15 protein-coding genes, 1 tRNA gene and 2 pseudogenes are annotated in these 13,227 nt (G+C 49.1%); 2 read left to right on the forward strand and 16 right to left on the reverse strand.

Annotated elements, in window-relative coordinates; all coding sequences use genetic code 11:
• Positions 1-9: 9 nt before the first annotated feature.
• From A7Z29_RS23800 to A7Z29_RS23935, 7 genes and pseudogenes are all read right to left on the reverse strand, one after another.
• Positions 10-270: pseudogene (locus A7Z29_RS23800) on the reverse strand (PerC family transcriptional regulator); the annotation flags it as partial.
• Positions 267-781: pseudogene (locus A7Z29_RS17290) on the reverse strand (ProQ/FINO family protein). The pseudogenes A7Z29_RS17290 and A7Z29_RS23800, both read right to left, overlap by 4 nt.
• Before the next feature lie 486 nt (positions 782-1,267).
• Positions 1,268-3,400 (reverse strand): DUF927 domain-containing protein, encoded by a 2,133-nt coding sequence (locus A7Z29_RS17295; RefSeq protein ID WP_105290538.1) that lies wholly within the window; start codon positions 3,398-3,400, stop codon positions 1,268-1,270.
• A complete protein-coding gene (locus A7Z29_RS17300; protein ID WP_000728900.1) occupies positions 3,397-3,687 on the reverse strand; it encodes a DUF4222 domain-containing protein in 291 nt (96 codons plus the stop codon). Before A7Z29_RS17300 ends, A7Z29_RS17295 begins: the two co-directional genes overlap by 4 nt.
• A 4-nt stretch (positions 3,688-3,691) precedes the next feature.
• Positions 3,692-3,892, reverse strand: a complete 201-nt coding sequence (locus A7Z29_RS17305) for a hypothetical protein (RefSeq protein WP_105290539.1) — start codon at positions 3,890-3,892, stop codon at positions 3,692-3,694.
• Complete coding sequence (locus A7Z29_RS17310) at positions 3,885-4,250, reverse strand: hypothetical protein (protein ID WP_105290540.1); 366 nt, start codon at positions 4,248-4,250, stop codon at positions 3,885-3,887. Before A7Z29_RS17310 ends, A7Z29_RS17305 begins: the two co-directional genes overlap by 8 nt.
• The gene (locus tag A7Z29_RS23935; protein ID WP_353620297.1) at positions 4,243-4,647 is read right to left on the reverse strand and encodes a host cell division inhibitor Icd-like protein; all 405 of its coding nucleotides are present in this window, start codon (positions 4,645-4,647) and stop codon (positions 4,243-4,245) included. The genes A7Z29_RS17310 and A7Z29_RS23935 overlap by 8 nt, the downstream gene beginning before the upstream one ends.
• Here A7Z29_RS23935 and A7Z29_RS23810 point away from each other — a divergent pair.
• Positions 4,646-4,825 (forward strand): YlcI/YnfO family protein, encoded by a 180-nt coding sequence (locus A7Z29_RS23810; protein ID WP_000201462.1) that lies wholly within the window; start codon positions 4,646-4,648, stop codon positions 4,823-4,825. The two genes, A7Z29_RS23935 and A7Z29_RS23810, sit on opposite strands and share 2 nt — an antisense overlap.
• A gap of 270 nt (positions 4,826-5,095) precedes the next feature.
• Here the strand turns inward: A7Z29_RS23810 and A7Z29_RS17320 are convergent, their stop codons facing one another.
• From A7Z29_RS17320 to proB, 7 genes are all read right to left on the reverse strand, one after another.
• Positions 5,096-5,944 carry an antA/AntB antirepressor family protein gene (locus tag A7Z29_RS17320; RefSeq protein ID WP_105290542.1) on the reverse strand — a complete coding sequence of 283 codons (849 nt, stop codon included), beginning with the start codon at positions 5,942-5,944 and terminating at the stop codon, positions 5,096-5,098.
• A 77-nt stretch (positions 5,945-6,021) separates the two neighbouring features.
• A complete protein-coding gene (locus tag A7Z29_RS17325) occupies positions 6,022-6,219 on the reverse strand; it encodes a helix-turn-helix transcriptional regulator (RefSeq protein ID WP_004027535.1) in 198 nt (65 codons plus the stop codon).
• Between the two features lie 114 nt (positions 6,220-6,333).
• On the reverse strand, positions 6,334-7,089 hold the full coding sequence (locus A7Z29_RS17330; RefSeq protein WP_016262924.1) for a hypothetical protein: 756 nt from the start codon (positions 7,087-7,089) through the stop codon (positions 6,334-6,336).
• A gap of 128 nt (positions 7,090-7,217) precedes the next feature.
• Positions 7,218-8,432, reverse strand: a complete 1,215-nt coding sequence (locus tag A7Z29_RS17335; protein WP_105290543.1) for a tyrosine-type recombinase/integrase — start codon at positions 8,430-8,432, stop codon at positions 7,218-7,220.
• 166 nt (positions 8,433-8,598) lie between these two features.
• Positions 8,599-8,674: transfer RNA gene (locus A7Z29_RS17340), tRNA-Thr, on the reverse strand.
• A gap of 114 nt (positions 8,675-8,788) precedes the next feature.
• The gene (proA, locus tag A7Z29_RS17345; RefSeq protein ID WP_105290544.1) at positions 8,789-10,042 is read right to left on the reverse strand and encodes a glutamate-5-semialdehyde dehydrogenase; all 1,254 of its coding nucleotides are present in this window, start codon (positions 10,040-10,042) and stop codon (positions 8,789-8,791) included.
• Between the two features lie 11 nt (positions 10,043-10,053).
• Positions 10,054-11,157 (reverse strand): glutamate 5-kinase, encoded by a 1,104-nt coding sequence (proB, locus tag A7Z29_RS17350; RefSeq protein ID WP_001285269.1) that lies wholly within the window; start codon positions 11,155-11,157, stop codon positions 10,054-10,056.
• Between the two features lie 287 nt (positions 11,158-11,444).
• Between proB and phoE the strand changes: the two genes are divergently transcribed.
• Positions 11,445-12,500, forward strand: coding sequence for a phosphoporin PhoE (phoE, locus tag A7Z29_RS17355; protein ID WP_105290545.1), 1,056 nt, complete (start codon positions 11,445-11,447; stop codon positions 12,498-12,500).
• Between the two features lie 37 nt (positions 12,501-12,537).
• On the opposite strand, the gene crl is transcribed toward phoE, so the two are convergent.
• Positions 12,538-12,939 carry a sigma factor-binding protein Crl gene (gene crl / locus A7Z29_RS17360; protein WP_000174686.1) on the reverse strand — a complete coding sequence of 134 codons (402 nt, stop codon included), beginning with the start codon at positions 12,937-12,939 and terminating at the stop codon, positions 12,538-12,540.
• A 57-nt stretch (positions 12,940-12,996) separates the two neighbouring features.
• Positions 12,997-13,227 (reverse strand): alpha/beta hydrolase (locus A7Z29_RS17365; protein WP_123056754.1); only part of this gene is annotated, 231 nt, incomplete at its 5' end.

Here is a 13,227-nt window from a genome sequence, read left to right on the forward strand (position 1 = left end):
TCTTTTTTGGTAATTCCTGAATGCCTTACCATTGGGCTGATGTAATCCCATCCCGGCATGTGCCCGGCTGATGGTTTCGCGCATCTCCCCGAAATTATCCTGCCTTGCCGGTAGGCGTGCTGCCTTGCGTATACATTCCGCGCGACGTTTTGCCGCCTGTTCCCGTGCTTTGTCATCATTCGCCAGCATGATGACCTCAGCCCATCGCTCCGCCGCTCTCCGGTACAGGCCACGCGCTTCCAGTGCTTCCGCTTTACTGTCGCGTATCATGCGCTTTTTCCCTCCTTCATGGCCTTACGCTGGCGCTTGTGCTTCTCATTCAGCGCCATCAGCCGCGTTTCTGCGTCCTGTTGTTCCTGTGGTGTCACCTCGCCGCATGGCTGGCCTTTCAGGTCGTAACGCACTCCACCAGCAACCAGAGCGCGGTAATAGCGCGGAGACTGCGCATAAGATGCCAGCGTCGCACGTAATGCCCTTAGCCCGAATGCCAGCCCCCTGACGGCGATATCCTGCATCAGGTCGTCGAATATCCCCCACCTTAAGCGGCTTCGGTGCTTCCCGGCTGAATAATTCAGGCCACAACTCAGTGGCGGTTTTTGCGCTGCCGTTTGGTCATATGCCGCCACGGTGTCGCCCCTGTGGGCTTCTGCTGCACTTTCTGGTTACCGGGCATCACTTTATGCGCCGATGTGGTTTTATCCTGCTCCTGTGCCGACTGCGTCGTTTTCTGCGTCGTGCCGAAAATGCCTTTTGGCTTTCTGTTAATGGTCAGCTTTGTCATGCTCTTCCCCATCATTGTTGCCGTCATATCGGCGTGTAATCATCAAAACAGTCTGATTGTCAAAATTACATATCTGCTTTTATGCCTTTTTCTGGTCGGATGGCTGACGGTAGCCACCCGTAATACAAAATTTGAGCAATCACTTTTCTGTACTCTATAAGGCGTAAAAAACCATTTTTACCGGGATATCGGGATACAAACAAAAAACAACTTATTTTTCATTATGTTATGTGGTTTTTCGTATCCCGCCATATCCCGGTAAGTTTTTTTTTGCTTATGCATCAATAACATATTTCGGGATACGTTCCGGGATACAGTGATTTCGTTTATTTTTAAACCATTCGTAAACCAAAATACTGGGATACGGCGGGATATGGCGGGATACGATAGCAACACATAAGCAATTGATATTTATGTAATATATTTTTCATATCCCGATATCCCGCATATCCCGCGATTTTTGACCCTCTGCGAGCGTAGGCGGTTTTATTCGTCTTCAGCCAGGTCAATCAGCACGATAAATCGCTGCTGTGTTCCGTTAATCTTCACCGTTTTCGATGTCCAGCGACCGGGTTCTGCACAAACCAGCACTCCGGCTTCCTCCAGCGCCTGGCACCCAAAGTTTCTGGATATGCCGCATAAAATTTCTCCATCAAACACTGACGGAATAATGTGATATTCGGGTTTTCCATCTTCCCGCTTACCGCTGACAAGATACCCTGCAAGGTTATTTATACGGGATGCATAGTGGTTATCCATATCTCCATTGCTTTTCCCGTAGGTATAAGGCTGAAAACGGCTCAGGGCATGGCGCTGAATAAAATCACGGGCGCGGCTGATGACCTGGTATTTTTCCCGGTTTTCCAGCCCGAAATCCTGTAACCAGTCATCAAAAGCCCGTTGCGTTGCTGCCCGACATTCTTTTGCTGTCCAGCCAGTAATTGCGGTGGCAAGTTCTCCGGCCGCATCCAGCATGGCAAAGCGTGAAGCCACACGTCTGACCTGTGACGATGCATTTTCAGGCAGATTTCCCAGCCAGGTATTTTCTTTATCGGAAGTGGTGTTAATAGCCAGTTCCTTATGAGCGGATAACCAGCGCACCCACTCACGCCCCGCAGCTCCACAATAATTTGATGAAAGTCGCTTTATTGCTCTGGCATGTTGATCACCATCGTCATACCCGTTAAAAACCGTTGTATCGGTAAAGGGAACGCTTAGCAGCCGCACCAGTTGCCCGGCTTTTGGGGTGATCCCCCCTTTTAACAGGAAGGTCTCAAAATCTTCTTCCCCTGTGCTTAGTGCCGCTATTTTCCAGCGCATTACTGCACGATTGCCGCCATCTTTTCGTCCCTGAATTCTCCCCACACCGTTAAACAGGCTGTAGGCGGATTGCGCGATGTCATTAATCCTTCCTCCCTGACCAATTTCATCAATGGGGATAAAGCCATCATTACGTGCGGCAGCTTCCACCGTCAGTCCGTGCCGGGTGGCATCCCACGAAAGTTTGAGCATTTCAGGATCGCCATAAAGACTGGTGGCAGCTTCCACTGTCGTGGTTTTCCCTGCTGACGACTGCGCGAAAAGGTGGATACCAAAACAACTTCCGCCCACAAGAGAATTAAGGGGTGCTGCCAGTCCGACCAGTACCCCAAGCATCATTGAGTGATTACCTCGCATCAGGGAGGCGACATTATTCCTCCATTCCTGTACCGTCCCCCTGACGATATAGCCTTTGATGGCTGCAGATCCGCCACAGAATGCCACTGGACGATCCGGTACACCAATCACCTCACCATCTGGCATAACATAGGCTCCACAATGCCATCCGGCTGTTGATGTGACCTCCCACACAGTACGATCTCCCTGACGTTGCAGGTATTCCGCCAGTTTATTCAGTAAATGGGCGCTGGTGGTGATTGCAACACCCCGTCCACGTAACCTCGCCCATCCTGCTGGCATACCGATTTCATTGCGCGGCATCGCTTCGTAAATAATTTTCTGTGTTCCTTCCGGGATCATTTCAATTATCAGATACGCTTCCCGACCATCATTACCAATACCCGCTGTGCGCATCCTGTCACTCAACCAGGTTTCCTTATGATTCAGCTCCTCTGCTCTGGTATTGGGTATTGGCTCGACATACCAGAGCGCACCATCTTTTTCGGTGATATGCGGTTTCATGGGATCTGTTCTTCCGGGCAATCCACCCGCTCTCCTGACTTCCTCCGTCATGGTTTCCCCGCGCTCTGCCTGTTCGCGGATCCGTTGCAGGTAGTCGCGCCAGTTCTCAGGCTCCCGGTCGGGGATACCTTTGTATAATTTCGCCTCCTGTACGCCAGCCAGCGCCAGTTTTTCGGCGACAGCGTTAATCAGGATTGGCTCAATCTCCCCCGCGATATAAACACGCGCAAAGCGGCGCTCATCGTCGACAATGCGGATATTCGCAAGCTCTGCAAGTTGCTTTGGCCCCAGGTAAACAGGCGGCACGCTATCGCCATGTTTTCGTCCTTCGCTTTCAATCCAGTGTTGAGCATGGGCGTAAGCGTCCGTCCCGGCAAAAATGATTACCTCAGTGAATTTATCCTTCGGCTGATATTTTAAATTCGGTGCGTTTTTCACTTCTTACCTCCCGCAACCAACATTGCCCGGATTTTTTTAATATTCGTGGCTGCACGTCTCGCCACCGCCTGTTGTTTGTTTTCCACCAGAATAAAATCACGCTCAAACTGACGGCGCGGCATTACGCAGTCATATTCGTAAGCCTCACGGCGGTAGGTGATATTGCCTGGCGTAACGTGACGAATAACCACTCGTCCACCACGTCTGGTGTCGCGGTAAATATCTCCGTGTCTGATTTCAGGCCGAGAGAGACCGCTGGCAGTAAAGCCAGAATTTTTCTTTTTCATGGTTTTATTTTCCTGTCAGCAGTTCCGGTTTTATTCCTGCACGAATACAGAGTTCAGAAAAGCCTTCTACCGTACTTACAATTTCATTATTTCGCAGCCGGCATTGTGATTTCACGTTCCCTTTATCCAGGTAAACCAGTACGCGTCCGGTGAAATCCTCTGGCACATTCAGGGTAATTGTCATTGTTGCTGGCTTATTACCCATGATTCACCCCCTGAATGACCTGATAACCGCAACTGGTCAGCAATTCGATAAATTCCGGCAGTGTGCCGAAACAGCAATCATCACGCAGACATTCGCGGGATACCTCGACGCCGTTTTCGTAGTGACTCACCATGCGTCCGGTAAAATGCAGATCATCATCGTGATGGCTCGTTAACGGCTTAATCAGTCGCGCACGTTCTGCCAGTTCCAGCAATGCTTCAACGCTTCCGGCAATTGCACCATCCGGCAGGTTGTAATTACGCACTATGCGCCCGTTCTCCACATGGACCAGTAGCTGCCCGGTAAATTTCTCGTCAAACTGAATGCTGTTAAGGTCAGCAATTGACAGGTTATGCATGGCGCATCCCCTGACGAATACGGGTGGCAAATACCATCACGCAGCCATCAGGAGATTGCTGGCGTGCTTCCTGTTCGCTGGTAGCCTCGATGTGAATTACGCGCTGTTGTGCTGTGCTCAGGGCGATAAAACGCCAGATGTATTTATTCAGGTTGTGCGAGTCCCGCCCTTGCGGGTGTGTGGTATGATTTCTCATAGCTACCTCGATACTGTTGCTATCGTTGGTGGTTAGAAGCCCGGTTAGTGTTCGCGCACTGCCGGGTTTCGTCGTTTCTGCACCTTGCATCAACAAGGTGTTTAACACCAATTTAAACCTAGGTGTTAAACACGTCAAGTGTTGAACACTTGTTTTTTTTCCTGCATACTGCATTTGTTTTTTGTGAGGGGGACACAACATGGCGACAAAAGCAGTAAACGCAAAATCACAAACAGTTGCGGCAAGGGTTCCGCATGAAGTTATGAACAATGTTGAGGCAGTAAAAATGCCTGGTGAAAGTACAGGGCAGTTTGTAACAGCAGCATTAAAGCGAGAAGTTGAGTACCGCCAGCGCCGCAAGGCCAAAGAACAGGAGTAGTTGATCAACACCGGGCGCCCAGAAAAAATCGTATCAGTCGCGCCACCAGCAAAATTTTTTGCTTTCCGGACGATGTGGCCAACGACATTTTGCAGCAAAATATTCTGCATTTCTGGCGTGCTGTAGTAACGGTGATCAGCGCCTTCACTCTGTGCGACCACAACGCTATAATCTGCCTCGTAGACAGTAAGCAATATGGTGCTACAGGTAATTCGTTCACAAAGGCGCTCCGGCAACGGGGCGCTTTCTCTTTTTGTAACGGTCAGAGCGTTACACATGGCTGTTTTCCTCCATGCGACGGGCTAACCAACGCTGCGAAAGGCGAATTAATTCAGCTTTCCGCTGGTGGTAGTCCTGGCCTAACTCAATCAGCGTGATATTGCTCTGCTCAAGGTAAGAAAGGTGCTCAAGCTGCAACGTGCTCATGTGGTCGCGTGGTTCGCCTGTGATGCCGTTCGCCAGTGCCCACTGTTTTGCAGTCATGCCACCCAGCACGATACGCGCCAGCATATTGGCTTCCGTGGTGTAATGGTGCTGTAGAGTGTTTTTACCCAGTTCAGCCCGGTACGCCTCCAGCGCGGCACACATTGGCTTAAAGTAGCTGGCAACTGTGATACGGGCTTTCAGTTCCCGGCGTAACGCTGCGGAACGTACAGGCGCAACCTTGTGTAGCTCTTCCTCGCATTTGATGAAGTACTGACGAACGGCGCGCCCCTGTTCGGTGCGTTCGACCATCGCCAGTTCTTTCGCCATGTTCGTGGAGATCAAATAGTCTTCACTGCGGCGATCACCGCCGCGCTTTGTTGTCCAATCAGAATCAAACTGTTCAATATTTACACTTTGGTTCCCCCGTTTCGGGGAATCAAAGTACAAATTTTCTACAACTTCAAAATCCACGCCATTTTTAAATCCGTACTCATCAATACGTCCTTTAATCCAGGTAGTGAAATCACGGCCTACCCCGAGCGCCTTATGCAACGCTCTGGCGCTAACAATATTGGTTTCACGCCCGCCAATAACGCCGGAAATAACCGGGATAATTTCACCAAAATTTTGCAGATTCTGGTTTTCAGGTCGAATGAAGCCCTGCCCCTGTACGGGCGTTTTTCGCAGTTTCATAAAAACTCCGCTATCGAATTAAGTTACTTTTTATTTGCTGGTGGATAGCTGGGGCGCCTGGCCCCGTTGCCATTTAATCAGGTAGCTGTTCCGCGTGATTCCGCAATACGCTGATTAATCCACTCGTCAATTTCACTCTCAACGAAAGCAATCGCTCGCGAGCCAATTTTTACAGGTTTAGGAAAACGCCCTTGGGCAATGAGTTTATAGATCCATGCCCTGCCATAGCCTGTACGGCGCATGGTTTCTGGCATACGAATTAAAGATTGTGACATGATAATCGTCTCCCGTTGTTTATTGATGCCTACGGGAGACATTGAAGCAGGTAAGACATTGGATATCACCGCAATTGCGGTGAATGATACCGCAATTGCGGTATAGGACTAGAACTACGATTTAATTGATTTATTGGCTTCAGCAAACTTTGCTTCCAGCGTTCTTGAACTCATCCCCGGCTTACCTTCAAAATGCCCCAATAAATTACTAATAATAGAGCTTTGATTTTCGAATACAGATTGCTTAATACCAGCAGGTGAACGCCCTAACATTAGAAAAAGCAACCCTCCAATAATGTTTAAATATGTTGTTTCAGAACGTTGGTCAATGTTTTGCACGGAGTTATCAACCATTCGTCGTAGTGAATCACGTTCCCCTTGTAATTCGGAAATTTCATTTTTCTGCTGTTGGAAAGTCTTCATAGCATTATCTAAGCGAATATTAAGACGTTTGTTTTCAGCCTGAAGAGTTTGATATGCCTCGACTGTAATTCCAGCATGTAACTGCTGCTCAACAGCATCAAAAAGGAAAGCTGGTTTTTGGTTGGGATAGTTTTTTGACATCCATGATTTCAGATCGGAATGGCGGACGGTTAAACGGTGCTTAGCAACCTGTTCTCCAGGTTGAACAGTTTTACCATCACGGCCATAAGGAATTTCACAATTATGGATTGCATCTAAAATTTTCTCAGCATTAACACGCAAGCAAGGCCATTGAGGGAACATTCCAACGCTAGGTAAAACTCCATCTCCCACTCGCTCCAATATTAAAACTTCATGAGCAATTAAATTACACCAACGTAGCGCCGCTTCAATTGGAGTGTAATATGCCTTTTCAAGAGAACTACAGCTTTTTGAATTGTAAGTCACTCTGTGCTACCTCGCACCCTCTGTAAAAGTGGCTGTGCCAGCCCGCAGAGGTGTACGGGTTTTCAGGAGCGACCCTAGACACAGCCTTTTCTTAATCGCTCAAAGTCTACTACTGTATACTCAACCAGTCACCCGCATTTTCCGAACTCACCATGCACCACATTTCCGCCATGCTCGAGCGAATCCATATAGTCGGCATACCACTGGAGCATCTCCCGGCGACCATCCAGATATTGCGCATGGTTGTATGTGCCACGAATTGAGTTTTTATCGACGTGTGCAAGCTGTGTCTCTATCCACGCGGTGTTATAGCCCTGCTCATGCAAAATGGTGCTCATGGTGTGCCGGAATCCATGACCAGTAACCTTTCCGTTATAGCCGATGCGTTTAAATACTTGGTTTATGCTAGCCTCGCTCATTGTTTTCCTTGGATCATTACGGCCGGGAAACATAAGCGGATAATTGCCAGTTAATTCTTTAATCTGCCCAATAAGAGAAAGAGCCTGCTTAGACAAAGGCACCACATGAGGGCGACGCATTTTCATCCGTGAAGCAGGTATCTCCCAGATAGCCTTGTTGAGATCGATTTCATCCCATAATGCACCGCGCAGTTCGCCAGTCCGCAAACCGGTGATAATCAGTAGACGAGCCGCCATAACAACCAATGCACTTCCTGAGTAACTGGACAATGCCTTGAAAAAATCAGGTAATTCTTTGGCTGTGAGGAAAGGATAATGATTAGATTCATGACCTTGCATCGCGCTGGTGAGATCCGGTGCAGGGTTATACTCAGCACGTCCAGTGACAATTGCATAGCGGAAAACTTCCCCGCATCGCTGCCTCACTTTTTTGGCTTTTTCGGTAGCACCGCGCCCCTCGATACGCCGCAGCACATTCAGCAGTTCAAGTGGTTTGATTTCGGCGATTGGTTTTTTGCCAATGTAAGGGAACACATCTTTGTTGAAGGCTTCGAGGATGTCTGAAGCATAACCAGCAGACCATTTTTTTAATTTGCTGCTGTGCCACTCAATGGCAATATCTTTGAAGGTGTTGTTTAACTGCGTTTCCCGGGCAATCTTTTCCTCTCGTTTCGCTTCCATCGGATCGATACCCCCAGCGATACTCCTTTTAGCTTCTTCACGTTTTGCACGAGCATCAGCCAAGGTAACTTCAGGATACACACCTAGTGCTAACAGCTTCTCTTTACCAGCTACACGATACTTGAAGCGCCAATATTTTCCTCCACTAGGTTTTACCAAGAGATACAGACCACCACCATCAGCCAGCTTGTAAGCCTTCTCTTTTGGCTTGGCAGTGTCTATTTGACGGGCATTGAGTTTCACTTGGGGGTACCTCCACTAAACCGAACAGCAAATACCCCCAAAAGTACCCCCAATTGACTGTAGATTTTGGGGTACTTAAGTAGACGTCAAAAGACTAAAAGGGGCGCTAACATGCGGATTATAAGAGGTTTTTAAATACTTGAGTAGACTTGGGGAGACGTTAGAATGGTGCCGATAATAGGAGTCGAACCTACGACCTTCGCATTACGAATGCGCTGCTCTACCAACTGAGCTATATCGGCCCTGAAAGGACATGTTCACGAACGTGAATCACGGTGGACAAGGTTAAAACTAACCGGGCGATGCGTCAATGGCCTTGTGAATCAAACGGCTACTTTTGCATCACCCGGTTTTGTTTACGCACGAATGGTGTAATCACCAATGCCGATCCACTTGTAAGTGGTCAGTGCTTCCAGCCCCATCGGGCCGCGCGCGTGGAGTTTTTGTGTGCTTACCGCCACTTCCGCGCCAAGACCAAACTGGCCGCCGTCGGTAAAACGTGTAGAGGCGTTGACGTAAACAGCAGAAGAATCCACTTCGTTAACAAAACGCTGGGCATTGCGCATATCACGTGTCAGGATCGCATCGGAGTGCTGGGTGCCGTGTTCACGAATATGAGCGATGGCATCGTCAAGATCGCTGACGATTTTGACGTTCAAATCTAATGACAGAAACTCATCGTCATACTCTTCGGCTTTAACAGCCACCACCTTCGCAGAGCCTGCCTGTAACTGCGCCAGCGCAGCTACATCTGCGTGTAACGTCACGCCGCTTTCCGCCATTTGCTTGCTTAATGCGGGCAGGAAGCTATCAGCGATGTTTTTATTTACCAGCAACGTTTCTACCGTATTACATGTGCTCGGACGCTGAGTTTTCGCGTTGATAATTACTTTCAGGGCTTCAGCTATCTCTGCACTTTCATCAACATAAATATGGCAGACGCCAATACCGCCGGTGATCACCGGGATCGTTGACTGCTCGCGGCACAGCTTATGCAAACCAGCGCCACCGCGCGGGATCAGCATGTCGATGTATTTATCCATACGCAGCATTTCACTCACCAATGCGCGATCCGGATTATCAATCGCCTGCACTGCGCCTGCCGGTAAACCGCAGGATTGCAGGGCGTCCTGAATCACCGCCACCGTTGCAGCGTTGGTGCGGCAGGTTTCTTTACCACCGCGCAGGATCACCGCGTTACCGGTTTTCAGGCACAGGGAAGCGACATCAACCGTCACGTTCGGGCGCGCTTCATAAATCACCCCAATCACGCCAAGTGGGACGCGACGACGCTCCAGACGCAGACCGCTGTCCAGCACACCACCATCAATCACCTGCCCCACCGGATCGGCGAGATTACATACCTGGCGCACATCGTCGGCAATGCCTTTCAGTCGCGCGGGCGTCAGTGCCAGACGGTCAAGCATCGCTTCGCTAAGGCCATTGGCACGCGCGTCAGCAACATCCAGGGCGTTAGCGTTGAGGATATTTTCGCTTTGTGCTTCCAGTTCATCGGCGATCTTTTCCAGCACGCGATTTTTTTCGCGGCTGGAGAGTTGCGCTAATTTATACGAGGCTTGCTTCGCGGCAATGCCCATTTGTTCCAGCATCGGCCTGCTCCTTAACGGGTAATCATGTCATCACGGTGAACGGCAACCGGGCCATATTCATATCCCAGTATTGCATCAATTTCTTGCGAGTGGTGTCCGGCAATGCGACGCAATGCATCGCTGTTGTAACGGCTGACGCCGTGGGCAATATCGCGACCTTCGAGGTTGCAAATACGAATGACTTCACCACGCGAGAAGTTGCCGCTCACGCTTTTAATACCTTTCGGCAACAGGGAGCTGCCGCGTTCAAGAATAGCGGCGGTCGCCCCTTCATCAACGGTAATTTCACCCGCCGGTGGCGCGCCAAAAATCCAGCGTTTACGGTTTTCTAAAGGCGTTGCCTGGGCATGGAACAGCGTACCGACAGAAATACCTTCCATCGCATCACCAATAACGCCCGGCTTGTTACCTGCGGCAATAATAGTGTCGATCCCCGCACGGCAAGCCACGTCAGCGGCCTGCAGTTTGGTGCCCATACCGCCGGTTCCGAGACCTGAAACGCTGTCACCGGCAATCGCCCGCAGTGCGTCATCAATGCCGTAAACATCTTTAATCAGTTCTGCCTGCGGATTGTTGCGCGGGTCAGCGGTATACAAACCTTTTTGATCGGTCAGCAGCAACAGTTTATCGGCACCCGCCAGAATCGCCGCCAGCGCAGAAAGGTTGTCATTATCGCCGACTTTAATCTCTGCCGTAGCAACAGCATCGTTCTCATTAATTACCGGAACGATGTTGTTATCGAGCAGCGCACGCAACGTATCGCGGGCGTTCAGGAAGCGTTCACGGTCTTCCATATCGGCACGGGTTAGTAGCATCTGCCCGACGTGAATGCCGTAAATTGCAAAGAGTTGTTCCCACAGTTGAATCAGTCGACTCTGCCCTACCGCCGCCAATAGTTGCTTCGAGGCGATAGTCGCTGGCAGTTCCGGGTAACCCAGGTGCTCACGTCCGGCGGCAATCGCGCCCGACGTCACAATGACTATCCGATGCCCGGCGGCATGTAACTGCGCGCACTGGCGAACAAGTTCAACGATATGGGCACGGTTCAGACGGCGCGATCCGCCTGTTAGCACACTGGTGCCGAGTTTTACCACCAGCGTCTGGCTGTCACTCATGATTCTCTGCCATTCAATTTTAGGAAAAATGATATCAAACGAACGTTTTAGCAGGACTGTCGCCGGTTGCCAACCATCTGCGAGCAAAGCATAGCGTTTTGTTGCGCGGGATCAGCAAGCGTAGCGGCAGTTGTTTACGTTTTTATTACAGATTTAATAAATTACCACATTTTAAGAATATTATTAATCTGTAATATATCTTTAACAATCTCAGGTTAAAAACTTTCCTGTTTTCAACGGGTCTCTCCCGCTGAATATTCGCGCGTTAATTAAAATCAGGAATGAAAATGAAAAAGAGCACTCTGGCATTAGTGGTGATGGGTATTGTGGCATCTGCATCCGTACAGGCCGCAGAAATATATAACAAAGACGGTAATAAACTGGATGTCTATGGCAAAGTTAAAGCCATGCATTATATGAGTGATAACGACAGTAAAGATGGCGACCAGAGTTATATCCGTTTTGGTTTTAAAGGCGAAACGCAAATTAACGATCAACTGACCGGTTATGGTCGGTGGGAAGCGGAGTTTGCCGGAAATAAAGCTGAGAGTGATACCGCACAGCAAAAAACGCGTCTCGCTTTTGCCGGGTTGAAATATAAGGATTTAGGTTCTTTCGATTATGGACGTAACCTGGGCGCGCTGTATGACGTCGAAGCCTGGACCGATATGTTCCCGGAATTTGGTGGCGACTCCTCGGCGCAGACCGACAACTTTATGACCAAACGCGCCAGCGGTCTGGCGACGTATCGGAACACCGACTTCTTCGGCGTTATCGATGGCCTGAACTTAACCCTGCAATATCAAGGGAAAAACGAAAACCGCGATGTGAAAAAGCAGAACGGCGATGGGTTTGGTACTTCACTGACGTATGACTTTGGCGGCAGCGATTTCGCTATCAGTGGAGCCTATACCAACTCTGATCGCACCAACGAGCAGAACCTGCAAAACCGTGGTACGGGCAAACGTGCCGAAGCGTGGGCAACGGGTCTTAAATACGATGCCAATAATATTTACCTGGCAACCTTCTATTCTGAAACGCGTAACATGACGCCAATTTCTGGCGGTTTTGCTAATAAGACACAGAATTTTGAAGCGGTCACTCAATACCAATTCGACTTTGGTCTGCGTCCATCTTTAGGTTATGTGCTATCGAAAGGAAAAGATATTGAAGGTATCGGTGATGAGGATCTGGTCAATTATATTGATATCGGTGCCACGTATTATTTCAACAAAAACATGTCAGCATTTGTTGATTATAAAATCAACCAACTGGATAGCGATAATAAGTTGAATATTAATAATGATGATATTGTCGCGATAGGAATGACATATCAGTTTTAATAATATTGCCGGATGCGATGCATCCGGCACTTTTCACTCACGCCGTTAACTTCACCGGCTCATCACGAAAATCATCCGCCGGTTCCAGCTTCAGATTCAGCGTCGCCAGCAGTTCACGCAGCTTTTCATGAAACTCTCGCAGGGTGTGCTCCAGCCGCTCAACCACTTCCGCATCTTTTACCTGAACATGCGTCCAGTCGCCTGCTTTATCGAACAGACCAAACCGGTAACTGTAGGTAAAACGGGATTCCTGCGCTTCCAGTTCCATCCACCAGCCCCAGAACTCACGCACTTCCGGCGCCGGTTTCACATTGACGCATACAGCCAGACAATCGAAAAAGAATCGATTATCTTCGCACTTACCTTCACGAATATACGGGCCTAGTGCGGTAAATTTTTTGATCAATCTGCTTTTCGGGTGTCCACTCGGTAACGTCATTGCGATCTCCTGTTGTGAAGCAACTGTTTTACCAAATTGGCAAAATTTAGCAAATTTTTAACACAATCGCTTTTCGAGCCAGTTAGTAATTTCCTGGAGTGCTTTGTCAAAATTCCGATACACCGGATTAAATGGAATTTCTAACAATTTACCGTCAGCAGATGACGAAGTGATTAATCGTGAATCCTCTTCCGGGCTGAACGGATCGTTCTTCCAGAAGCCTGATAACATTGGCGTTGGGCAGCGACGCCCCAGCAACCCTTGCACTTTCAATGAATAGCGATTCAA

It is taken from the genome of Escherichia sp. MOD1-EC6842 (genome assembly GCF_002965705.1).
Taxonomy (GTDB): domain Bacteria; phylum Pseudomonadota; class Gammaproteobacteria; order Enterobacterales; family Enterobacteriaceae; genus Escherichia; species Escherichia ruysiae.

What these genes read in the sequence shown, in the direction of transcription:
- A7Z29_RS17300 (WP_000728900.1), bottom strand. Translation starts at nt 3,687, where the DNA reads ATGAAAAAGAAAAATTCTGGCTTTACTGCCAGCGGTCTCTCTCGGCCT.
- A7Z29_RS17305 (WP_105290539.1), bottom strand. Translation starts at nt 3,892, where the DNA reads ATGGGTAATAAGCCAGCAACAATGACAATTACCCTGAATGTGCCAGAG.
- A7Z29_RS17310 (WP_105290540.1), bottom strand. Translation starts at nt 4,250, where the DNA reads ATGCATAACCTGTCAATTGCTGACCTTAACAGCATTCAGTTTGACGAG.
- A7Z29_RS23810 (WP_000201462.1), top strand. Translation starts at nt 4,646, where the DNA reads ATGGCGACAAAAGCAGTAAACGCAAAATCACAAACAGTTGCGGCAAGG.
- A7Z29_RS23935 (WP_353620297.1), bottom strand. Translation starts at nt 4,647, where the DNA reads ATGTTGTGTCCCCCTCACAAAAAACAAATGCAGTATGCAGGAAAAAAA.
- A7Z29_RS17320 (WP_105290542.1), bottom strand. Translation starts at nt 5,944, where the DNA reads ATGAAACTGCGAAAAACGCCCGTACAGGGGCAGGGCTTCATTCGACCT.
- A7Z29_RS17325 (WP_004027535.1), bottom strand. Translation starts at nt 6,219, where the DNA reads ATGTCACAATCTTTAATTCGTATGCCAGAAACCATGCGCCGTACAGGC.
- proA (WP_105290544.1), bottom strand. Translation starts at nt 10,042, where the DNA reads ATGCTGGAACAAATGGGCATTGCCGCGAAGCAAGCCTCGTATAAATTA.
- proB (WP_001285269.1), bottom strand. Translation starts at nt 11,157, where the DNA reads ATGAGTGACAGCCAGACGCTGGTGGTAAAACTCGGCACCAGTGTGCTA.
- phoE (WP_105290545.1), top strand. Translation starts at nt 11,445, where the DNA reads ATGAAAAAGAGCACTCTGGCATTAGTGGTGATGGGTATTGTGGCATCT.
- crl (WP_000174686.1), bottom strand. Translation starts at nt 12,939, where the DNA reads ATGACGTTACCGAGTGGACACCCGAAAAGCAGATTGATCAAAAAATTT.